The 21,850-nt window shown below is 69.6% G+C and carries 21 protein-coding genes and 1 tRNA gene; 9 read left to right on the top strand and 13 right to left on the bottom strand.

The window, feature by feature from the left end:
• Positions 1-5: 5 nt before the first annotated feature.
• A complete protein-coding gene (locus ABZ824_RS29180) occupies positions 6-857 on the top strand; it encodes a Bax inhibitor-1/YccA family protein (RefSeq protein WP_355078570.1) in 852 nt (283 codons plus the stop codon).
• Positions 858-914: 57 nt separating this feature from the next.
• Here ABZ824_RS29180 and ABZ824_RS29175 read toward each other — a convergent pair whose 3' ends face one another.
• The 3 genes from ABZ824_RS29175 to ABZ824_RS29165 form a co-directional block, all read right to left on the bottom strand.
• On the bottom strand, positions 915-2,135 hold the full coding sequence (locus ABZ824_RS29175) for an acetyl-CoA C-acetyltransferase (protein ID WP_355078571.1): 1,221 nt from the start codon (positions 2,133-2,135) through the stop codon (positions 915-917).
• A gap of 41 nt (positions 2,136-2,176) precedes the next feature.
• Positions 2,177-3,064: an SGNH/GDSL hydrolase family protein gene (locus tag ABZ824_RS29170; RefSeq protein ID WP_356966794.1), complete on the bottom strand. Its 888-nt coding sequence runs from the start codon at positions 3,062-3,064 to the stop codon at positions 2,177-2,179.
• 108 nt (positions 3,065-3,172) lie between these two features.
• On the bottom strand, positions 3,173-3,634 hold the full coding sequence (locus ABZ824_RS29165; protein ID WP_356966792.1) for a hypothetical protein: 462 nt from the start codon (positions 3,632-3,634) through the stop codon (positions 3,173-3,175).
• Positions 3,635-3,737: 103 nt separating this feature from the next.
• On the opposite strand from ABZ824_RS29165, the gene ABZ824_RS29160 reads away from it, so the two are divergent.
• Positions 3,738-5,126 carry a cystathionine beta-synthase gene (locus tag ABZ824_RS29160; RefSeq protein ID WP_195082524.1) on the top strand — a complete coding sequence of 463 codons (1,389 nt, stop codon included), beginning with the start codon at positions 3,738-3,740 and terminating at the stop codon, positions 5,124-5,126.
• A gap of 60 nt (positions 5,127-5,186) precedes the next feature.
• On the opposite strand, the gene ABZ824_RS29155 is transcribed toward ABZ824_RS29160, so the two are convergent.
• The 3 genes from ABZ824_RS29155 to ABZ824_RS29145 all read right to left on the bottom strand — a co-directional run bounded on the left by ABZ824_RS29155 (position 5,187) and on the right by ABZ824_RS29145 (position 9,023).
• On the bottom strand, positions 5,187-5,666 hold the full coding sequence (locus ABZ824_RS29155; protein WP_355078574.1) for a DUF4254 domain-containing protein: 480 nt from the start codon (positions 5,664-5,666) through the stop codon (positions 5,187-5,189).
• A gap of 293 nt (positions 5,667-5,959) precedes the next feature.
• The gene (locus ABZ824_RS29150) at positions 5,960-7,570 is read right to left on the bottom strand and encodes an HD domain-containing phosphohydrolase (protein WP_356966790.1); all 1,611 of its coding nucleotides are present in this window, start codon (positions 7,568-7,570) and stop codon (positions 5,960-5,962) included.
• Positions 7,571-7,847: 277 nt separating this feature from the next.
• Entirely contained in the window at positions 7,848-9,023 is a 1,176-nt protein-coding gene (locus tag ABZ824_RS29145; RefSeq protein ID WP_356966788.1) for an acyl-CoA dehydrogenase family protein, read from the bottom strand.
• 228 nt (positions 9,024-9,251) lie between these two features.
• Between ABZ824_RS29145 and ABZ824_RS29140 the strand changes: the two genes are divergently transcribed.
• Entirely contained in the window at positions 9,252-10,394 is a 1,143-nt protein-coding gene (locus ABZ824_RS29140; protein WP_355078577.1) for a cystathionine gamma-synthase, read from the top strand.
• Positions 10,395-10,491: 97 nt separating this feature from the next.
• Here the strand turns inward: ABZ824_RS29140 and greA are convergent, their stop codons facing one another.
• Entirely contained in the window at positions 10,492-10,986 is a 495-nt protein-coding gene (gene greA / locus ABZ824_RS29135; protein WP_028477722.1) for a transcription elongation factor GreA, read from the bottom strand.
• 297 nt (positions 10,987-11,283) lie between these two features.
• Positions 11,284-11,748 (bottom strand): DUF4307 domain-containing protein, encoded by a 465-nt coding sequence (locus tag ABZ824_RS29130; protein ID WP_356966786.1) that lies wholly within the window; start codon positions 11,746-11,748, stop codon positions 11,284-11,286.
• 102 nt (positions 11,749-11,850) lie between these two features.
• On the opposite strand from ABZ824_RS29130, the gene mca reads away from it, so the two are divergent.
• The 3 genes from mca (at position 11,851) to ABZ824_RS29115 (ending at position 14,475) form a co-directional block, all read left to right on the top strand.
• The gene (mca, locus tag ABZ824_RS29125; protein WP_356966785.1) at positions 11,851-12,735 is read left to right on the top strand and encodes a mycothiol conjugate amidase Mca; all 885 of its coding nucleotides are present in this window, start codon (positions 11,851-11,853) and stop codon (positions 12,733-12,735) included.
• Positions 12,732-13,010, top strand: coding sequence for a hypothetical protein (locus tag ABZ824_RS29120; protein ID WP_356966784.1), 279 nt, complete (start codon positions 12,732-12,734; stop codon positions 13,008-13,010). Before mca ends, ABZ824_RS29120 begins: the two co-directional genes overlap by 4 nt.
• A 154-nt stretch (positions 13,011-13,164) precedes the next feature.
• A complete protein-coding gene (locus tag ABZ824_RS29115) occupies positions 13,165-14,475 on the top strand; it encodes an FAD-binding oxidoreductase (protein ID WP_356966783.1) in 1,311 nt (436 codons plus the stop codon).
• Here ABZ824_RS29115 and ABZ824_RS29110 read toward each other — a convergent pair.
• The 3 genes from ABZ824_RS29110 to ABZ824_RS29100 form a co-directional block, all read right to left on the bottom strand.
• Complete coding sequence (locus ABZ824_RS29110) at positions 14,457-14,588, bottom strand: hypothetical protein (RefSeq protein ID WP_356966782.1); 132 nt, start codon at positions 14,586-14,588, stop codon at positions 14,457-14,459. The two genes, ABZ824_RS29115 and ABZ824_RS29110, sit on opposite strands and share 19 nt — an antisense overlap.
• Positions 14,589-14,626: 38 nt before the next feature.
• Positions 14,627-14,779, bottom strand: coding sequence for a hypothetical protein (locus tag ABZ824_RS29105; protein WP_356966781.1), 153 nt, complete (start codon positions 14,777-14,779; stop codon positions 14,627-14,629).
• Between the two features lie 269 nt (positions 14,780-15,048).
• Positions 15,049-15,118, bottom strand: a tRNA-Arg gene (locus ABZ824_RS29100).
• A 158-nt stretch (positions 15,119-15,276) separates the two neighbouring features.
• On the opposite strand from ABZ824_RS29100, the gene ABZ824_RS29095 reads away from it, so the two are divergent.
• Both ABZ824_RS29095 and ABZ824_RS29090 read left to right on the top strand, forming a co-directional pair.
• On the top strand, positions 15,277-15,852 hold the full coding sequence (locus ABZ824_RS29095; RefSeq protein ID WP_356966779.1) for a TIGR03086 family metal-binding protein: 576 nt from the start codon (positions 15,277-15,279) through the stop codon (positions 15,850-15,852).
• A gap of 497 nt (positions 15,853-16,349) precedes the next feature.
• Positions 16,350-17,096 carry a hypothetical protein gene (locus ABZ824_RS29090; RefSeq protein WP_356966778.1) on the top strand — a complete coding sequence of 249 codons (747 nt, stop codon included), beginning with the start codon at positions 16,350-16,352 and terminating at the stop codon, positions 17,094-17,096.
• Here the strand turns inward: ABZ824_RS29090 and ABZ824_RS29085 are convergent.
• The gene (locus ABZ824_RS29085) at positions 17,090-17,656 is read right to left on the bottom strand and encodes a GyrI-like domain-containing protein (RefSeq protein ID WP_356966777.1); all 567 of its coding nucleotides are present in this window, start codon (positions 17,654-17,656) and stop codon (positions 17,090-17,092) included. The genes ABZ824_RS29090 and ABZ824_RS29085 overlap by 7 nt on opposite strands.
• 83 nt (positions 17,657-17,739) lie before the next feature.
• Here ABZ824_RS29085 and ABZ824_RS29080 point away from each other — a divergent pair, with 83 nt between their 5' ends.
• Positions 17,740-19,791: a thioredoxin domain-containing protein gene (locus ABZ824_RS29080; RefSeq protein ID WP_356966775.1), complete on the top strand. Its 2,052-nt coding sequence runs from the start codon at positions 17,740-17,742 to the stop codon at positions 19,789-19,791.
• Between the two features lie 358 nt (positions 19,792-20,149).
• Here ABZ824_RS29080 and ABZ824_RS29075 read toward each other — a convergent pair whose 3' ends face one another.
• Positions 20,150-21,787, bottom strand: a complete 1,638-nt coding sequence (locus ABZ824_RS29075) for an adenylate/guanylate cyclase domain-containing protein (RefSeq protein ID WP_356966773.1) — start codon at positions 21,785-21,787, stop codon at positions 20,150-20,152.
• Positions 21,788-21,850 lie beyond the last annotated feature (63 nt).

Below are 21,850 nucleotides of genomic sequence, written 5' to 3'. Positions count from 1 at the left end.
TTCACATGCGTACCACGAGCAATCCGGTTTTCAGGAACCTGCCAAGGCAGGAGGGCGGTGGATACGCCAGCTTCGGTTCCGGCGTGACCTCCGCCGGCCAGTTCGGCAACCAGTACGGCCAATACCCACAGCAGTACGGCCAGTACCAGCAGGCTCCCCCCACCACGCGCTCGATGACCATCGACGACGTGGTGACGAAGACGGGCATCACCCTCGCGGTGCTCGCGCTGTCCGCGATCGTCTCCTACGGCCTCACCAACGCCAACACCTCGCTCGCGCCGCTGTTCGTGATCGGCGGCGGCCTGGTCGGCTTGGTGCTCGTGCTGATCGCGACCTTCGCGAACAAGATGGACAACCCGGCGATCGTGTTGTCCTACGCCGTCGCGGAGGGCCTTTTCCTCGGCGCCCTGTCGTTCATGTTCACCAATATCGAGTTCGGCGGGGTCGGCGGTAGCGCGCTGATCGGTCAGGCGGTGCTTGGCACCTTCGGTGTCTTCGCGGGCATGCTCGTGGTCTACAAGACCGGCGCCATCCGCGTGACGCCGCGATTCACCAGGATCATCGTCGGGGCCATGATCGGCATCCTGGTCCTGATGCTGGGCAACCTCGTCGCCAGCTTCTTCATCGACGGCGGCCTCGGCCTGCGCGACGGCGGTCCGCTGGCGATCGTGTTCAGCCTGGTGGTCATCGCCATCGCCGCGTTCAGCTTCCTGCTCGACTTCGACGCCGCCGATCAGCTGATCCGCGCGCAGGCTCCGGAGCGGGCGGCCTGGGGCGTCGCACTCGGCCTCACCGTCACCCTGGTGTGGTTGTACGTGGAGATCCTGCGGCTGCTGAGCTACTTCCAGAACGACTAGCCGATACGACGAAAGGGCGGTCGCCGGATATCCGGCGACCGCCCTTTCGTCCGCGGGTCAGCTCAAACGCTCGATGACCATCGCCATGCCCTGGCCGCCGCCGACGCACATGGTCTCCAGACCGAACTGCTTGTCGTAGGTCTGCAGGTTGTTGAGCAGCGTGGTGGTGATCCTGGCGCCGGTCATGCCGAACGGGTGGCCCAGCGCGATCGCGCCGCCGGAGACGTTCAGCTTGTCCTCATCGATCTTCAGCTCCCGTGCCGAGCCGAGGACCTGCACCGCGAACGCCTCGTTGATCTCGACGAGGTCGATGTCGTCGATGGTCTTGCCCGCCAGCGCCAGCGCGCGCTTGCACGCCTCGATCGGGCCGAGACCCATGATCTCCGGCGACAGACCGGACACGCCGGTGGAAACGATCCGCGCCAGCGGCGTCAGGCCCAGCTCCTTGGCCTTGGTGTCGCTCATGATGACCAGCGCCGCGGCGCCGTCGTTGAGCGGACAGCAGTTGCCCGCGGTGACGGTGCCGTCCGGGCGGAACACCGGCTTCAGCGCGGACACCGCCTCGTAGGTGACCCCGGCGCGGGGGCCGTCGTCCTTGCTGACCACGGTGCCGTCGGGCAGCGTCACCGGGGTGATCTCGCGCTCGAAGAAACCGTTCTTGATCGCCTCCTCGGCGCGGTTCTGCGACCGTACGCCCCAGCGGTCCTGGTCCTCGCGGGTGATGCCGGTGGAGGTCGCCACGTTCTCGGCGGTCTGGCCCATCGCGATGTAGACGTCCGGGATCAGGCCGTCCTCGCGCGGGTCGTGCCAGATGCCCGCGCCGCCCTCGGCGGTCTTCGCGGTGCGCTGCTGCGCTTCGGCGAACAGCGGGTTCTGCGTGTTGGGCCAGCTGTCGGCGGAACCGTTCACATAGCGCGACACGGTCTCCACACCCGCGGAGATGAACACATCGCCTTCGCCCGCCTTGATCGCGTGGAAGGCCATGCGGGTGGTCTGCAGCGACGACGCGCAGTAGCGGTGCACCGTGGTGCCCGGCACGAAGTCGTAGCCCAGCTGGACGGCGACGACGCGGGCGATGTTGAAGCCCTGTTCACCGCCAGGCGAGCCGCAGCCCAGGATCAGGTCGTCGATCTGGGCGGGGTCCAGGGCAGGCACCTTGTCGAGCGCTGCCCGCACAATCTGCGTGGTCAGGTCGTCGGGCCGCAGGTCGACCAGCGAACCCTTGCGGGCCCGGCCGATCGGGGAGCGTGCGGTCGAAACGATGACGGCCTCAGGCATGAGGACTCCTTGGGTCGGACGGTTCTGGCGAACCGGAGTTGTTACTCACGGGTTCGTACCGAATCTACGTCCCGTCGCCGAGGACCGAAAGCGCCTGTCCCGCCCAGTGCCTCCAGCAGCGCCGGGAGCAATTGCGCTGCGGCCAGTTCGTAGCCGGCCGCCGACGGGTGGAAGCCGTCGGCGGCGAACAGCAGCTCCGGCGCGGCGCGGAACTCGGGGGCGAGCAGGTAACCCATGCGCACGGGTTGCCCGCCCGCGACCGTCGTCGCCACGTGCTGCGCCTTGGCCAGCCGCACGCTCCAGTTCTGCACGACGGTGCGCAGCGGCTGGGGAATGGCCGCCACAGTGCCGAGATTCGGGCAGGTGCCGACCACCACCACCGCGTCGGCGCGGCGCAACCGGGCGACCGCGGCGGCGAGCCTGCGCGCGGAGGCGCGGATCGAGTGCTTCTTGGTGACGTCGTTGGCGCCGACGAGAATGACCGCGGCATCCGGCGGCGGGCCCGCGACGAACATCGCGTCCACCTGCCCGGCCAGGCCCTTGGACGTGGCGCCGGAGATCGCCTTGGTGCTCAGGCGGATCCGCTGCCCGGTCGCCTCGGCGAGTCCTCGGGCCAGGCGCACGCCCGGCACCTCGTCGGCCACCGCGCAGCCGAGGCCCGCCGCGGTGGAGTCGCCGAAGATCATCAGATGGAGGTCGGCGTGCTTGCCCGCACGCCACGGCTCGGGCTCCGCGCAGCCCGCGGTGTAGATGCCGTCGGCTTCCGGCGGCTTCGAGGTGTCCCGGCCGATCACTCCGCGCGCGACGCCAGCCTGCGCCATGAGCAGACGGTAGGTCGCCCACCACGCGGTCCCCGCGCCGGAACCGGCGAGCACGGCCGCGGCACCGGTCAGCGCGGCCGCGCGCCAGCGAAACCGAGGTGCGCTCACGCCAGGAATTTTACGAAAATCCGCCGAGTCGACCAGCGGCGAACATAGGCGCACCGGCAGCCGCTGCGGGCTTCCAGGCGTCGCGGGTGCGTCGACGATCCGCCGAGGTCAGCCCGGTACGACGAAGCTGCCGCGGGCCGGGATGCTCGCCGCGTCGGTGGAGATGGTGACCTCGACCAGGCCGGGGCCGGTGTCCTGGAACAGCGCGTATTGGATGCTGCCGTAGATGCCGGTGACCACGATGTTGTCGTAGCTGCCCGTCGCACCGGTGGTGACGTTGCGCCACGCCACGGTGGTGCGGACCTCGCACAGCGGCGCCAGCGGGTAGGAGCCCGGCCCGATGCCGTTCACGGGCAGCGCGCGCACGTTGAGGATGGCGCGCCCGGGCCATTCCGGGCCGGTGTCGGCCCAGGTGCGGATGCTTGTCCAGCACAGGCCGCCGCGCGCGAGCGTCGGCACCTGCGGGAATTCGACGGTGGCCGCCTCCGCTGGAGCGCCGGATCCGACCACTAGGGCCACTGCCGATCCGGCCAGAAGCATTGCGGCGCGGGCGATGTTCGGCTGCCTCATGGCAGCGATCCTAAGGCCGCGGGCGCCGGTTCGCCGGTAGTCCGCGGCCGCTGCACACGGCGTGCGCGAACTCACAGTTAGTGCGTCTGCAACTATGGGGGCCATGCGCATCGCGGATCATGTCGTGGATCTCATCGGCAACACGCCGCTGGTCCGGTTGAACTCGGTCGTGGGACCGAACGCGGGGCTGGTCGCTGCCAAGATCGAATACTTGAACCCGGGCGGCAGCTCCAAGGACCGGATCGCGGTGAAGATGATCGACGCCGCCGAGCGGTCCGGGAAGCTGCGGCCCGGCGGCACCATCGTCGAGCCCACGTCCGGCAACACCGGCGTCGGCCTCGCCCTGGTCGCGCAGCAGCGCGGCTACAAGTGCGTGTTCGTCTGCCCGGACAAGGTCAGCGAGGACAAGCGCAACGTGCTGCGGGCTTACGGCGCCGACGTCGTGGTCTGCCCGACCGCCGTGCCGCCGGACCACCCGAACAGCTACTACAGCGTCTCCGACCGCCTGGTTCGTGAGATCGACGGCGCGTGGAAGCCCGACCAGTACTCCAACCCGGGCGGCCCGGAAAGCCACTACGAGACGACCGGCCCGGAGATCTGGCGCGACACCGACGGCAAGGTCACCCACTTCGTGGCGGGTGTCGGCACCGGCGGCACCATCACCGGCACCGGCCGCTACCTCAAGGAGGTCTCCGGCGGGAAGGTGCGGATCATCGGCGCCGACCCGGAGGGTTCGGTGTACTCGGGCGGCACCGGGCGGCCGTACCTGGTCGAGGGCGTCGGCGAGGACTTCTGGCCGTCGGCCTACGACCCCGCCGTGCCGGACGAGATCATCGCGGTCTCCGACGCGGATTCCTTCGAGATGACCCGTAGGCTCGCCCGCGAGGAAGGCTTGCTGGTCGGCGGTTCCTGCGGCATGGCGGTCGTCGCGGCCGTCGAGGTGGCGCGGCGCGACCCGGACGCGGTGGTCGTGGTGCTGCTGCCCGACGGTGGACGCGGCTACCTGTCGAAGATCTTCAACGACGAGTGGATGAGTTCCTACGGGTTCCTGCGTGAACGGCTGGACGGCACGGCCGAACCGCTCGTGGGCGACGTCTTGCGCGGCAAGTCCGGCGAGCTGCCGGACCTGGTGCACACCCACCCGTCGGAGACGCTGCGCGACGCGATCGAGATCCTGCGCGAGTACGGCGTCTCCCAGATGCCCGTGGTCGGCGCCGAGCCGCCGGTCATGGCGGGCGAGGTCGCGGGCAGCGTGTCCGAGCGCGACCTGCTGTCGGCGGTCTTCGAGGGCCGGGCCAACCTGACCGATTCGGTGGCCCAGCACATGAGCCCCTCGTTCCCGCTGATCGGTTCGGGCGAGCCCATCTCCGCCGCGACGAAGGCGCTCTCCGACACCGACGCGCTGATGGTCGTCGAGGACGGCAAGCCCGTCGGCGTGATCACCCGCCACGACCTGCTCGGTTTCCTCAGCACGGGCAACATCGGGAAGTAGACGAGACCACGGCGAGCGGCGAACCCGGAAGCCGAGTCACGGCGGCTTCCGGCCGAACGCCTATGCCGGTCTCCTGCCGCGGACCGTTTCGCGGACGCCGCCGGTGATCAGGTCGGTCCATTCGTCGGCCAGCAGCGCCAGTCGGTACCAGGCCGCGTGCACCCGGGTGTCGGACACTTTCTCGGCGGTGTGCAGCAGATGGCTGGCGTGGACGTGGGCGGCGGCCATGCGGTCGACCGTGGCGCCGATGGATTCGCTGCGCAAATGGTCGGTCGCACGCCTTCGGGGCAGTCGGTCGACCACCCACGCATCGATCGTGGCCACCAGTTCGGCGCGGCGGCAATCTATTCCAGCGGCGGCCAGCGGATCGGAGTGGCGCTGCCGGTGCAGCGCTGCCAGCGTCCTGGCCCAGCCGACCAGGGGGTGGTCTTCGCCCGACTCGCTCGGGTGCCCGCCGAAGGCGGCGACCAGTTCGCGCTGATCCGGCAGCGGCCGTACGACGCCGTGCGAGCGTCGTGGCAGATGGTCACGCACGAACATGGCAGGCTCCCAGTGCATTCGGAACGGACCGCCGTACGCCGCGGTCGATCGACAAGCTGTGCATCGTGCACCTCCGATGGTGTGGTGGTGGAGGCATCGCCCCAATGCCGGGTCCCTCTAAAGGATGCGCGCTTTCGCTGGCCTACCGGTGACACCCACATGGCACTTGAATGACAAGACGTAACAATGCGCTAGCTTCCGCCCGCACACGCCTGTGAGGTGCGGTTTCGCGGGCCCGGCGCAGCTCAGCACAGGTCGTCGCGGGTGCGCGGACGTATCCGTGCGCGAGCGAGTCAGCCGGGGAGGATCTGGTGGGTCATCGCGAAGACGGCCGCGCCCGCCCGGGTGTGGCGGCCGGTCTTGGAGCGGATTTCGGCCAGATGGTGGGTGACGGCGCGCTCGGGCAACAGCAGTTCCGCGGCGATCTCCCGGCCGCAGCGGCCGCGGGCCCTCAGCCGGAGGATGTCGGTCTCGGCCTCGGACAGGCCGTGGACAGCGGGGATGGTGGTGTCGTCCGCGGCGGCACGGACGACGGCGGCACAGGCATCGCCGTCCAGTCGGCCCGCCGCGACCTCTGCCGCCAGTTGGGCGGTGGCTTCCTCGGGCCGGGCGGCGGGGCGATAGGGCCGCGCTTCGGTGCAGGCCGCGAAAACATCGGCGGCCGCGAGCAATCGAGCACCGGGTGGAAGGTCGCGCTTGCCCCGCGGGTAGCCGCTGCCGTCGAGTCGTTCGTGGTGACCCGCCGCGAGATCGGCCAGCGCCGCCAGCCCGGGGCAGCGGCGCAGGATGCGCTCGGTCCGAAGACTCTGCAGCCGAACGCGTTTCCAGTCCCAGGGTCCCAGCGGGCCGCGACGGTCCCAGACCGCGCTCGACACCGCGACCCGGCCGAGATCGTGCAGCAGGGCGGCGGCGCGCAGTGCCGCTCTTTCGTCGGCGGGCACGCCCATCCGGACGGCCGCGGCATCGGCGAGCCCGGCCACGTGCGCCGAATGCCCCAGCAGATAACGGCCTTTCAAGTCGACGATCATGGCCAGCGCCAGACCGGGCCGGTCGAGTTCGGCGGACGGAATCGAAGACCGCGTCCCCGGTTCCGCGGCGAGGACGGCGGCCAGCAGGTCGGGAACGTCGAGCACCGCGCGGATGGCATCGGCATCGCAGACGGCCACCAGGTCGGGGTCGAGATGGCCGCCGGCCCGGCGCCGCAACTCGTCGAGAACGACGCCCTGCCGTCTCGCCACAGTGCCCAGAGCGGAGCGTGTTCTGTCGTGCGGGGCGGCCGGATGCGCGTTGCCGTGGCCCGAGACGGTCGCGAGTTCATCGCCGACCGCGTCCAGCGCGAGCACCGCCTGTTCGGCCACGTGCAGAACGCGGCCCGCGATCGAAATGGATTCCCCGCGCAGCCGGTTCGGCGCACCCAGTCCGTCCCAGCGTTCCTCCACCTCGGTCAGGGCGCGGACCGAGGCATCCGGCAGACCCAGGTGCGATCCGAGCGCCTCGACGACCTCGCTCGACGAGCGCAGCGCCTGCGTGGCGCCGGACCGCAACCGGGCGACGAACCGATTGCGCAGCGCCGATTGGGCGGCGGGCGCCCAGCCGCCGAATCGGCGCAGTTGCTCGGTGAAGACGGCGGAATCGCCCGGATCCAGCACGTGGCAGGCGCGTTGGAAGGCGATGTCGTCGGCATACGCCTGCGCGTTCTCCGAGGCGCGGCCGGTACATCCGAGATCGCCGAGCAGGGCGGCATGGAAGACCGCGCGGCGATCGGCTTCCGGCAGCCCGATCCGCGCGGCCAGGTCGGTGGCGACCAGGCAGGTGGCCAGCCCCTTCTCGAACGGCATACCGGCGGCGAGATCGGTGGTCAGCGACAGTGCCGCGAAAATCTCGGCGGCGCGGATCGACGACATGCACCGACAGTAGTGTCCGTGCGCGGCTCGCGCAGACCCGAATCCGTTCTCGGAGATCGTGATCCGCGTCGCGACCGAGTCGGCGTCCGATCGGCTACAGAACGGTGGTCCGGCGCGGAAAGGGCGGATTCGCTCGGATGCCGTCGGCGAACGGCATCCCGCAATCCATCCGCACCCTTTTCGCCGCGTTCCGCACCACGCCCGGCGGCATCACGCCGGGACGGGGCGGGTCAGCGGAGCGCGCGGTCGCTACGCGGCTCCGCCGCCGAACGGCTCGTCAGCGGAAAGCGTTCGCGTCGGTCAACGCCCGGCCCAGCACGAGCTGGTGTACCTCCGCGGTGCCCTCGTAGGTGAGCACCGACTCCAGATTGTTCGCATGGCGCAAGACCGGGTAGTCGAGCGTGATGCCGTTGGCGCCCAAGATGGTTCGGCACTCGCGGGCGATCGCGATGGCCTCGCGCGTGCTGTTCAGCTTGCCCGCGCTCACCTGCTCCGGCGTGACCGCGCCGCGGTCCTTCAGCCGTCCGATGTGCAGCGCGAGCAGCTGGCCCTTGCCGAACTCCAGCGCCATGTCGGCCAGCTTGGCCTGGGTGAGCTGGTAGGCGGCCAGCGGCTTGTCGAACACCTCGCGGGTCCTGGCGTACTCGATGGTGGCCGCCAGGCACTCGCGCGCCGCGCCGAGCGCGCCGAAGACGATGCCGAAGCGCGCCTCGCTCAGGCAGGCCAGCGGCGCGGCCAGTCCCCTCGACCCCGGCAGCACCGCGTCCGCGGGCAGGCGAACCTCGTCCAGGTCCAGTTCCGCGGTGACCGACGCGCGCAGCGACAGCTTGCGGTGCATCTCCCGCGTCGTGAACCCGGGCGTCCCGGCCGGGACCAGGAATCCGCGGATCACCTGCCTGCCTTCGTCCTCGGTCTGCGCCCAGACCACCGCGACATCGCTCACCGAGCCGTTGGTGATCCACATCTTCGAGCCGCTCAGCACCCAATCGGAGCCGTCGCGCTTCGCCCGGGTGCGCATGCCGCCCGGATTCGAACCGAAGTCCGGCTCGGTCAACCCGAAACAGCCGAGCGCGCGGCCGGCGGCCAGCTCCGGCAGCCACTGCTGTTTCTGTTCCTCGGAGCCGAATTTGTGGATGGCGGTCATCGCCAGCGACCCCTGGACCGAGACCATGCTGCGGATGCCGGAGTCCACCGCCTCCAGCTCCTGGCAGGCCAGACCGTAGGTGGTGGCCGACATGCCCGCGCAGCCGTACCCCTCCAGATGCATGCCGAGCAGTCCCAGCGCGCCCAGCTCAGGGGCGAGCTCGCGGGCCGGGAAGGTGCCCGCCTCGAACCACTCCGCGACGTGCGGGCGCAGTCGCTGCGTCGCGAAGCTCGCGACGGTGTCCCGGATCTCGCGCTCGTCGTCGGACAGCAGCGTGTCGGTGGCGAACAGTTCTTCCACAGTGACCATGGACTCAGCCTAAAGGGGCGGCGAAATAGTGAGACCGAACTCACGCCCCTGCTTCGGTGCAAGATTTCCGTGCTGGTGGTGACGTCGGTGTAATTCGATCGTATCGAGGGGCGCTGTCCCGCTATGCCAACGCCGTTGTGCGGATTCGTCCGTTTCGCCTGCGTACGCAGCGGCGATATGCCTACACCGGGAAGTTGCCCGGGAATCGCCCCGATTAGGCTGAGCCCCATGAGCGAGCTGGGATTCTCCACACGGGCCGTGCACGCCGGGTATGAACCCGATCCGCAGACCGGCGCGGTGAATGTGCCCATCTACGCGAGTTCGACGTTCGCCCAGGACGGCGTGGGCGGGTTGCGCGGCGGTTTCGAATACGCCCGCACCGGCAACCCGACGCGGTCGGTACTGGAAGCGAACCTCGCCGCGCTGGAATCGGGCCGCTACGGCCGGGCGTTCGCGTCCGGCATGGCCGCGACCGACTGTGCGCTGCGGGCCACGTTGCGTCCGGGTGATCACATCGTGATCCCCGACGACGCCTACGGCGGCACCTTCCGGCTGATCGACAAGGTCTTCAGCCAGTGGGGGATCGAGCACTCGCCCGCGCACGTGTTCAACGTGGACGAGATGCGCGCCGCGATCCGGCCGAACACCAAGCTGGTGTGGATCGAAACCCCGACCAACCCGCTGCTGAGCATCGGCGACATCCCCGCGCTGGCCGACGTCGCGCACGCGGCGGGCGCGAAACTGGTCGTCGACAACACCTTCGCGACGCCCTACCTGCAGCAGCCGCTGCTGCTCGGCGCCGACATCGTGGTGCACTCCACCACCAAGTACCTCGGCGGCCACTCCGACGTCATCGGCGGCGCGCTGATCACCGACGATCCGGAACTCGACGCGGCGTTCGCGTTCCTGCAGAACGGTGCGGGCGCGGTGCCCGGCCCGTTCGACGCGTTCCTCACGCTGCGCGGCACCAAGACCCTCGCCCTGCGGATGGATCGGCACTGCGACAACGCCGAGACCATCGCGGAGTTCCTGTCCGGGCACCCGTCGATCTCGCATGTGATCTACCCCGGCCTGCCGGAGCACCCGGGCCATGCCGTCGCGGCGAAGCAGATGCGGCGCTTCGGCGGGATGATCTCGGTGCGCCTCAATGGTGACGTCGAAGCCGCGCGGAAGTTCTGCGCGCGGACCGAGGTCTTCACCCTCGCCGAGTCCCTGGGCGGTGTCGAGTCGCTGATCGAGCATCCGGCCGCGATGACGCACGCCTCCACCGAAGGTTCCGAGCTGGAGGTGCCCGCGGACTTGGTGCGGCTTTCGGTCGGCATCGAGGATGTCAGCGACCTGCTTGCGGACATCGAGCAGGCATTGAGCTAGGTTCACGGACATGAGGAAGCGGCCGCACCCGATGATCGGGCGCGGCCGCTCGTGTCCGCGGGGGTATCGGCCTGCCGTGGCGGCGCGACCGAGAGCGTCAGCTGTGGTAGGGCTCGGCGCTGAGCAGGGTGACCTTCATCGTGTTCCCATTGGGCAGCGTGTATTCCCTGGTCTCGCCCACCTTGGCGTCGATGAGCGCGCCGCCGAGGGGCGAGTTCGGCGAGTACGTCTCCAGCTTGGAATCGCGGAGACCCTCCTCGCGGGTGGCGATCAGGAAGGTTTCGGTGTCCGTCTCGTCGCCGTCGTAGTAGACCTTGACGACCGACCCGGGAAGCGCCACGCCGGACTTGGTCGGTGCGACGCCGACCTTGGCGTTGTTCAGCAGCTCTTGCAGCTGGCGAATGCGCGCCTCCTGCTGACCCTGCTCCTCGCGCGCGGCGTGGTACCCGCCGTTCTCCTTGAGGTCGCCCTCTTCCCGGCGTTCGTTGATCTCGGCGGCGATGACCGGACGATTGGCGATGAGCGCGTCGAGTTCGCTCTTGAGCCTGTCGTGCGACTCCGGGGTCAGCCAGGTCACTTGCGTCTCAGTCATCTCGATCACTCCCTAGTAGTTGTTCCCGGCAGGCCGGGATTCCCTGAGCACCGGCGTGTGCCCACCCGGAAGCGGGCACGCGCCAGTCGACGGCTAGAGCGATCCTGGGAAGTTCATCGAACCCCGACAGGCCCCGGTCACGGGCGAAATCGCAAGCCCGAACCCTCAGCGCTGGCCGCCAATGCAGCAAACACGGCTCCGAGCTCCGGAACCGTGTATCACGCCATTTTAGCATGATTCACAAATGTGCAGGTCGGAGTTAATTTCGCGGGCAAATCGCCGGTTTATGCGCGGAAATCAGCCAACTCGCAGATAGCTGGGTACCCGATCGCTGCACGCGTACACGCTGCCCGACACGGGACGCGCGGACGAGCGCACGACGGTGGTCAACTCGACCGTCCCGCTGCTCGACGGCTCGATCAGCACTTCCCTGCGGCCGAGTTCGGAGCCGTCGCGAGCCATCGCGCGGACGAAACACACCACCGGCTGCTGCGGGTCGGCCCGGGTGACCTTGAGGTGGATGGTCATGGTCGAGTCGTCGACGACGACGTAGCCGAGCTGCTCGGCCTCGATGTCCTCCGGCCCGTACTTCTGATAGCCCAGGTAGGCCACGCCGAGTCCGGCGAGCACCACCAGCACGCCGAGCACCGGCACGATCCAGCGGCGCGGCTTGCGTGGCCCGGTGCCGTAGCGGTCGGGCGGGGGTCCGCCGGGAGACGCCGCCTTCGCGTCGCCGCCGCTCTCCGGCGCGGACTGGCTCATCGTGGTCGCTCCCGGGGGGTACGTCGGAACAAATGTGGGTCGAATGGAACTATAGGTAACGAAGCCCCGACACCCGCGACCGAGAGCGACGGAGAACGAGACGTGAGTGGCCTTCGCCTCATGGCGGTGCACGCCCACCCAGACGACGAATCCAGCAAGGGTGCCGCGACGACCGCCCGTTACGCCGACGAAGGACACGACGTCCTCGTCGTGACGCTGACCGGCGGAGAGCGTGGAAGCATCCTGAACCCGGCCATGGACACGCCCGGCGTCCTGGAGCGGATCCACGAGATCCGCCGTGAGGAGATGGCCGCCGCGGCCCGTGCGCTCGGCGTGCGCCAGCACTGGCTCGGTTTCGTCGACTCGGGCCTGCCCGAGGGCGACCCCCTGCCGCCGCTGCCCGAGGGCAGCTTCGCGCTGGTTCCGCTGGAGGAGGCCACCGAGGCCTTGGTGCGCGTGGTGCGCGAGTTCAAGCCGCACGTGATGACCACCTACGACGAGACCGGCGGCTACCCGCACCCCGACCACATCCGCTGCCACGAGGTGTCGATGGCGGCGTTCGAGGCGGCGGGCGACCCCGAGCGCTTTCCCGGCGCGGGCGAGCCGTGGACGCCGCTCAAGCTGTACTACGACCACGGCTTCAGCATGAAGCGGATGGAGATCTTCGCCGCGGAGTACGAGCGCCTCGGCGAACCGTTTCCGCTGCAGGAGTGGCTGGACCGGATGCGCAAGTACGCCGCCGAGCGCGGTGACATGTTCGCCAGGATCACCACCCAGATCGACTGCGCCAAGTACTTCCCGCAGCGCGACGACGCCTTGCGCGCGCACGCGACGCAGATCGATCCGAACGGCGCGTTCTTCGCCATTCCGATGGAGATGCAGCAGCGGTTGTGGCCGACCGAGGAGTTCGAGCTGGCCAAGACCCGCGTGCGCACCGAGCTGCCGGAGACCGACCTGTTCGCGGGCATCGAGGACGAGCGGTCGTGACGTTCGTCCTGCTCGCCCAGACACCCGGAACGCCGACCGGCCCCGAGTTCGGCAAGGCGTCGCCGCTCGGCCTGGTCATCATCCTGATTCTGCTCGCGGGCACCTTCCTGCTGGTCCGGTCGATGAACCGGCACATCAAGGGCCTGCCTGCGACCTTCGAGCCCGAGCACCCGGAACCGGACCAGGAGGCCGACGAGGGCACCGAGCACGGCATCACCCGCCGTGCCGAGGAATCGAAGGGCGCCGACCCCGAAGGGCGAGCCGAATCCGGCTGAGCGGCGAAACCCTCGCTGACCTGCTCGTTGTTACCTTTCCGCGCTCTCTTTCGTCAATGAGGTAGTCGCGGCGCGAACCACGGCCTTTCGTCGAAAGCCGACACCCCGGTTCCCGCGCGCGTCTGCTTCCGAACGCTGAGAGTCAGGACGAGCAATGACATTCGACGAACTGCGGGCCACGCTGCCCGGCCGCGTGCTGGTGGCCGGTGACGAGGGCTTCGAAACCGCGGCGCGGCCCTGGACGACGACCGTCGACCAGCCGGTGGCCGCCGTGGTGCGGGCCGGAGACGCCGGTGACGTCGCGGCCGTGGTCCGGTACGCGGGCCGCGCGGGCGTGCCGGTGGTCACCCAACCGACCGGACACGGCGCGTCCGGTGGCGTGCCCGAGGCGATCCTGCTGCGCACCGGGTATTTGGACGGCATCGAGATCGATCCCCGGCGTCGGGTGGCGCGCGTGGGCGCCGGAGTGTCGTGGGGTCGGGTGCAGGCGGCCGCGGCCAGGCACGGGCTGACCGGGCTCGCGGGCAGCAATCCGGTCGTCGGCGTGACCGGCTACACCCTCGGCGGCGGCATGAGCTGGTTCGGCCGCAAGCACGGCTGGGCCGCCGACGCGGTGCGCGCGTTCGAGATCGTCGACGCGGAGGGCGCTGCGCGCCGGGTCAGCGCCGAGGACGATCCGGACCTGTTCTGGGCGTTGCGCGGCGGTGGCGGCGACTTCGCCGTCGTGACGGCGCTCGAGTTCGATCTGTATCCCGCGCCGGAGCTGTTCGGCGGCCGCATGCTGTGGCCGCAAACGCGGATTCGCGAGGTGTTCGACGCATTCCAGGAGATCACCGCGGCGGCTCCGGACGAACTGTCGGTGTGGTTCCAGCGTTTGCAGATCCCGGACGCACCGCCGATGGTCGGCGTGGACGCGGTGTATCTGGGTGATCCTGATCGTGGACGGACGCTGCTGACCGCGCTGGACGCCATCGGAGATCTCATTCTCGACAAGCGCGGCGTGTTCGGGGCCGCCGACATCGGCGCGGTCACCGCCGAACCCACGGACCCGAGCCCGTCGCTGTCCCGTGCGGAGCAGCTCACCGATCTCGGCGACGCCGTGGTCAAGACCCTGATCGAGGAACCGGTCGCCCCGCTGGCCAATGTGCAGATCCGGCACCTGGGCGGCGCCCTGGCCGAGGCCCGGCCCGATGGTGGCGCGCGCGGCCCGATCGCGGAGCCGTACCTGCTCTACTGCCTTGGTCTCGGGCTGCCGCACCTGCGCGATGCGGTCGAGGCGCGGCGCACCGCCATCGTCGACGCGGTGAGCGGGCAGATCAGCGGCCACAAGCCGTATACCTTCCTCACGCCCGGCGAGACGGCCGACGCCGCTTTCGACGCCGCGACGCTGAACCGGCTGCGCGAGATCAAGCGCGCCCGCGACCCGCACGGCGTCATCCGGGCCAACTATCCGGTGTTCGGGTAGGCCGCGGAGCAGAACGGCCAGTCGGCGTCGCGTCCCGCTGCCAGCAGCGGGATGGTCCGGAGCTCCGCGTCGGTCAGGCCGCCGAGCGCGTGCCGGTGGTCCGGTGGACCCATGGGCCGAGGTCGGGAGGCGATCTCGGCCCCGCCGCCGTTCAGAACGGCCAGTCGGCGTCGCGTCCCGCCTCCAACAGTCGGGTCATCCGCAACGCCGCGTCGGTCAGGCCGCCGAAGGCGTGCCGGTGCGGGGTGCCGCTGGGGGCGTGCCCGTAGCGGTATCCGGCCAGGTTCCACGTGTAGAGCGGCACCCGAGACGAAAGAAATTGCGGCACCCTATTTTTCGGAGCGGAATGTCCGAGGAAAAGCGGCGACGGGCTGCTCGCCGTATCGAGCGACCGAAATGGTTTCGACAGGAATTGAACCCGACGTAACCGTCGCCTGCGCACCGGAGACGCGCCGAATCTTCGCCCGAGCGAGACGGTCCGCTTCGCGGGTGCGCGAATTCGGCGGTAGTGCGCCCGAGATGAAATTCGGCGACGGAATGTACCGCTCTGCCATTGAGCTACCGGACCATGGGATCCGGGCGGGACTCGAACCCGCAACCTGTCCATTAGAAGTGGAAGTGCCTGCGCACCGGGCGCACCACCGAGGGGAGCGGGGCCGTCCGGCCCGCGCATTTTCCTTCGCGGTCACGAGAAGCACACTGTCGGCAACTATCTCGACGCAAGGTGGAGTTCGCATTGCCGCGCGCTTGTCGGTGTCCTGTGTTACCAATTCAGCCAAACCGCTCGACCGAAGGAAGCTCATGGACAACGTGATCGGACAGATCGACCGTGCACTGGATGCGACCGGAGCGATCGTCGCCGCCGTGGGAGGAGCGGATCTGACGACGCCGACGCCGTGCCGGGACTGGGATGTCCGCACCGTTCTCAACCACACGGTCGGCGGTATGCACATCTTCGCGGCGGCCCTGAGCGGCATGGATACCGGCGCCGACCACGAATCCGACTGGCTCGGCGGTGATCCGCAGGGCGCGTACGCCGCGGCGGCCGAGGTGGACCGCGCGGCCTGGCACCGGCCCGATGCGCTGGACGGCACGGTGGGCATCTCGCTCGGTGAACTGCCCGGCCCCGCGGCCGCGCTGGTGCATCTCACCGAGATTCTGGTGCACGGGGTGGATATCGCGGTGGCCATAGATCGGCCGGATCTGGCCGACGACGGGTTGTGTGGCGAATTGCTCGCCACCATGCAGGCCGCGGGTGGCATCGATTCCTTCCGCGCACCCGGCATTTTCGGTCCCGAGGTGCTGGTCGCCGACGACGAACCGGCACACCGCAGACTGTTGGCGTACGTCGGACGCGAGGTACTGGCGCGCACGTAGTCCGTCGTTTTCGGCGGGTGTGTCGAAACCTTCAACTGTGCCGAAGATTTTCGACGAGTCATTCCGGCAGGCAGTTCCGCGGAAAGCAGACGATATGCCCAGCCGCTTCCCGCGCGAAGTTCGAGCGCCCGAGTTCTGGGCGGCGACGGGTATACCGGCTCGAGCTAACCGAGCCCTGTGGATCCGGAAACCCTGCCGTGGACTGCTCTACCAATTGAGCCACAGGATCGAAACGATCCGGCTCGAACCCGCAACCGATCGCGTGTATCGGAAGTATCCGTTGCCTGCGCACCCGGTTCGGGTAGAACTGCAATCGGTCCTATGCCACCGGCGCAGCTCAGTTTGCTATGGAACCGAAAACCGGGCGGCGTATGGCCGATGGTGGCGGTGGCCTTCTGCGCCGATGACGGCCGACGCAGATGTACGGACGCCGAAGAGCACCGGCTCGGCCGGTAGCTGTTCCGGGCGGCGTCTCTGTTGCCGATAGCATCGTCGGCATGACGAACGTGGGGGCGGCGGTCTCGCCTGGGGATGTTATGGAAACGACGATGCTCGGGCCGATGATCGGCGAGCACATGCCGTTGTGGCGGGACGGCGAAGGGGTTTCGTACTGGCGCGTGCACCAGCCGGAGATCGTGCGCGGGTGTGCCGGTATCGGCCGGATAGCGCGAACGCCGGTGGGAGAGAGACGTTTCCGGGAGGCGGGTATGTTGCACCTGCATCCGACCGGCAGGTTCGGCACCTTGTTCTTGGCGGCCCGCTTCCGCGACCCGCAAGGTGGCGTATCCGGTGACGCGGTCGAGCTGACCCGAGTGGACGAGTCCACCGCGAAAGCAGCGGTGAGCGAGGACGCGCGAAGCGCCTTCGCCCGCTGGTTCGGGGAGATGGCGCTCGCGGCGACCGAGCGCGGCGAAGTCATGGTGCTCGAGACCGGCGGCTGGCAGGTGCCTTTCGCGCCGTACGCGCTCACGGCGGTGACGCGCGCGCCCGACGGGACGTGGATGTCGTTGCTGGAGACGAGTCCGGTCCCGTTCGGCGTACCCGTCTGGAGCGAGCAGCCCCAGCACGGCGACAACCAGACGCTTGCCGCGCCGGCCAGGCGCGACACCATCACGGTTTCCGGCGTTCTGGCCGACCTCGCGGTCCGCTCGTGGGACCGGCATCTGCTCGACCTGGCTCTGACGTTCGGCCCCGGCCCGTCGGGGCCGTGGCGTGCCGAGCCGAGCGCGCCGGCTCCTTACTGAGATGTGAGCGTGCGGCGAACCGGTTGACGCAGAATGGTTTTCGTCCTCTCGTCCGGTGTCCGGCGCGGGTCGGACAAGTAGATCTCGTGGTGGCGGCCGTGGTGCGCCCATCCCTCGACCGCCATGAGGGCGTCCATGCGAGCCAGGGTCTCGGGCTCGGTCGCGTACGGGCCCAGGTGCAGGACCTGGATCGCCTCGCCCTCGGTGAGTCGTTCGAAGGACGCGCCGGTCACCATGTCGGCGGTCACCACTTCCGGCATGCGAATCAGCAGTTTCCAGTGCCATTGGTCGCGTGGCACCGTCAGTGGCGGAGCGTCGGAATCGACCCACCACAGGCCCTCGAGTTTGGGCACGACGAAGTCCTGCCCTGCGGCTTTCACCGCCTTCTTCGCGCCGTACGCGGCCCGGTAGAGCGTTTGCACCGCCGCCGCGTAGACCGGGCCGTCAGGGTCCCCGATTCCTTCGACCGTCACGTAGTCGTATGCGCTGAATGTCCGGACCACAGGTCGCGTGCTCGCTCCGTAGTAGTGGCCATCGGTTCGGGCCAGATCGATTTTCATTCCTCGACCGTGTCGTCTCCCGCCGCGGGAGAGTCAAGGACGACGTACCCACACGGCGGCGGGAAGGGTCGTACGGTGGAGCCATGAACCGGCTCGGAGAGGCGACGTCCCCGTACCTGCGGCAGCATGCGGACAACCCGGTGCACTGGCGGGAGTGGGATGCGGAGGCACTGGCCGAAGCGCGGGAGCGGGACGTGCCCGTTCTGCTGTCGGTGGGGTACGCGTCCTGTCACTGGTGCCACGTGATGGCGCACGAGTCGTTCGAGGACCAGGCCACCGCCGATCAGATGAACGAGAACTTCGTCTGTGTGAAGGTGGACCGGGAGGAGCGACCAGACCTGGACGCGGTCTACATGAATGCGACGGTCGCGATGACAGGGCAAGGCGGCTGGCCGATGACCTGTTTCCTGACGCCGGACGGCGAACCGTTCTACTGCGGCACCTACTACCCGAAGCTCCCGAGCGGCGGCATGCCGTCCTTCACCCAGCTGCTCACGGCGGTCACGGAGACCTGGCGCACCAGGCGCGACGAAGTGAATCAGGCCTCCGCGCAGGTGGCTGCTGCGCTGCGCGACCAGGCGGCGGGACTGCCCGACGCGGACCTGACGATCACCCCGGAGCTGCTCGCCCATGCCGTCGCCGCCGTGCTGCGCGACGAGGACGCCGAGCACGGCGGATTCGGCGGCGCTCCCAAATTCCCGCCCTCGGCGCTGCTCGAGGGACTGTTGCGGCACTGGGAGCGGACCGGTGACCCGGCGGTGTTCCAGGTGGTCGCCCGCACCGCCGAGGCCATGGCGCGCGGCGGCATCTACGACCAGCTGCGCGGCGGGTTCGCGCGGTATTCGGTCGACGCGGCATGGGTGGTGCCGCACTTCGAGAAAATGCTCTACGACAACGCGCAGCTGTTACGCGCCTACGCGCACCTCGCCCGCCGCAGCAGGTCCGAGCTTCCGGAATCGTTGTCGCACCGGGTCACCCGGGAAATCGTGCGGTTTCTCCTCGATGACCTCGGGACCCCGCAGGGCGGTTTCGCCTCGGCGCTGGACGCCGACACGCACTTGGAGCCCGGTAAGCCCGGTGTCGAAGGCGCGACGTACGTGTGGACGCCCGCCGAGCTGGCCGGCGTGCTCGGTCCGATCGACGGGGCGTGGGCGGCCGAGTTCTTCGGCGTCACCACCGCCGGAAACTTCGAACAGTGCACCTCGGTGCTGACCAGGTACGCCGAACCCGCCACGGCGGAGGACCACGCGCGGCTGGAACACGTCCGTGCCGCGTTGGTCGCCGCCCGCGATCGACGCCCACAACCCGAACGCGACGACAAAGTGGTCACCGCATGGAACGGTATGGCGATCACCGCGCTCGCCGAGGCCGCGGGCGCGCTGGACGAACCGGAGTGGACCGCCGCCGCCGTCCGATGCGCGCGATTCCTGCTGGCCGAGCACGTGGTGGACGGTCGGCTGCGACGTGCATCGCTCGGCGGCGTCGTCGGCGCGGCGCCCGCCATCCTGGAGGACCACGCCTGGCTGGTCACCGGCCTGCTAGCGCTGCACCAGGCCACCGGCGACCTCGGCTGGCTGGACGACGCCCAACGCCTGCTGGATACCGCGATCGAACACTTCGCCGACCCCGATCAGCCGGGCGGCTGGTTCGACACCGCCGACGACGCCGAAACCCTCGTCGCCCGCCCCCGCGACCCGATCGACGGAGCCACCCCCGCAGGCGCCTCCGCGCTGGCCGAAGCGCTGCTCACCGCCGCGGCCGCGAGCGACCCGGAAGGCGCCGCCCGCTACCGGGAACTGGCCGACCGCACCCTCGAGCGCGGCGCGATTGTGCTGGCACGCGCGCCGCGCTCGGCGGGCCAGTGGCTCACCGTCGCCGAGGCGGCCTTGCGCGGCCCGCTGCAGGTCGCCATCGCCGCCGAATCGGCGGCCCAGCCCACCGAGTTGCTCGCCGCGGCCCGTGCGGCCGCCCCCGGCGGCTCCGTCGTCCTTGCCGGGGCCCCGAACGCCGTCCCGCTGCTGGCCGATCGGCCCTTGGTCCGCAACGCCGCGGCCGCGTACGTCTGCCGCGGCTCCGTCTGCGACCTCCCGGTCTCCACGCCCGACGAGCTCCTGATGGCGCTTCGGCGAAACTGACGACAGCACCTCCGGCCACCATCGGCCGGTTGGCGATAGACGGTTCGAGTCGGACGCTTCGTCGACGGAGGGCGTAGCCGGGAGTGTGGTCGGCCCTTGCGGCCCGGGCGGTGCACCGGCGGCCCGGTGGGTGCGGGAAGGAGACAACGATCGGAGCTGAGGCGCTCGATCACGCGGCTGTGAGACGGCCGAGACCACGCGACACGATGCCAGGTGGGCGCACGACGACGTTCGTGCCGCCGAACGCAACCGAGCGGGCCCGATGCGGTCGGTGCACGCGCGTTCGGTCATGTCGCCATCGAGACGGCCGCTGAACCGCCGTGCCGAGGGTGCTTCGCTGTTCACCCAGCTGAGTGGACTAGCGCCGAGGCGGGGCGTCGAACTCGGCGTCCGGCAACTCGGTGCCACGGGGCGGCTCTGCGGCGGTGTGGATTTCGATGACCGGGTTGGTGTCGGCGGGCAGGTCGTGGCCGTCCAGCTGATCGGTGCGGGTTTCGATGCGTTCGGGCCGGGCGCCGGAGGAGTCGATGTCGGTCCAGCAGAACGTGGGGTCCTTCATGCCGCGTAGCACGATGGTGTCGTAGAACGTCCACTTGGCGCGCTCGTGTTCCGTAGCGGCTTCGATCACCGCTTGGCTCACCAGGATTCGCCGCGGCACCTCCTTGGCCGCCGTGGTGAGGCGGGCGGCCTCGTTGACGGCGTCGCCGATCACCGTGAATTCCAGGCGGGTGTCGGAGCCGACGTCGCCCGCGAAGACCCCGCCGCGCGCGACGCCGATCCCGATGTCGAGTTCTCCGGTGGCGAGCACCTCGTCCCGGATGCGGCGCGCCGCCCGCAGTGCCGGAGTCGCGTTGTCGCCCAACGCGATCGGCGCTCCGAAGACGCACAGTGCCGCGTCGCCCTCGAACTTGTTGACCAGTCCGTTGTTCTCCTCGGTCGCCGCGACGACGATCGCGAGCAACCGATTGAGCTTGGCCACGAACTCCTGCGGCGGCAACCCGGTGGACAGCTCCACCGACCCGGTCACGTCGACGAACAGCGCCGACACCTCACGCACGTCGCCGGTGAGATCCGCCCCGCGAGCCAGCGCGCGCTCGGCCACCTCGGCCCCGACGTGCCTGCCGAACACCTCACGCATCCGCTCGCGCTCGCGCAGGTTCGCCGCCAGTTCGTTGACCGAATGCTCCAACCGGCCGATCTCACTGGTGCTGCCGATCGGCACCCGGACGCCGAGATCGCCTTGCGCGATGCGGTCCAGCGCGCGACGCAGGACGCGCATCGGCGCGGCGACCGCGCGGGCGAGGAACGCCGTGGCCAGCGCACCCACTCCGATGCCGACCGCGGACAGGTAGATGGCGGTGCGGACCCGGTCGGGCGCGGCCGCTACCGGGTCGGCCAGCACGACGATCAGCATGAGCAGCGGAAGCGCGGCCGCCACCGCCCAGGTCAGCACGACCCGCACCAGCACAGAGGAACTCCAGTGCATGGTCCAGCCGAGCACCCGGGCGACCACCGGGATCGTCGGCCGGATCAACCGGTCCACGATCAGGAAGGTGACCGCCGCCGACTCGAAGGCGCCGATCGTGAACAGCGACGCCGTCACGCCGGGGTCGTTGTCCGGGCTCAGCCGCGCGAAGACCGCGGTCGCCACGATCACCCCCGGAATCCACAGCGCGATCGCGCGCATGCTGATCGCGACGGGTAGGTGCAGCAAGCGCCGCGCCTCCACCTCCGTGGGCTTGCGCCCGGCGTCGAGCCAGCCGAAGTACACCTTGCGGTCGCGCACCGCCAGGACGATGCCCGCCAGGAATCCCGCCGCCGGATAGATGCCGACGAAGGCCAGTGCCCGTAGCCAATCCGTGCCCAGCCTGCCGAGGAACCCGTTCAGCCACAGCTGGGTGACGATCACCGCGAGGCCGCTGAGATTCGCCGTGGTGACCAGAGCGGCCAGGCCACCCCGCGCTTTGAGCGCCCAGACGACGAGCTTCGCGATCATAGGGCTCGCGATCTCGATGACCGTTCCATCGCCTGCGCCGCCCTCTCGTCCGCCCTCCGGGTC

The organism is Nocardia sp. NPDC047038 (genome assembly GCF_040644075.1).
Taxonomy (GTDB): Bacteria; Actinomycetota; Actinomycetes; order Mycobacteriales; family Mycobacteriaceae; genus Nocardia; species Nocardia sichangensis.
This window is presented reverse-complemented; position numbering and strand designations above follow the sequence as displayed.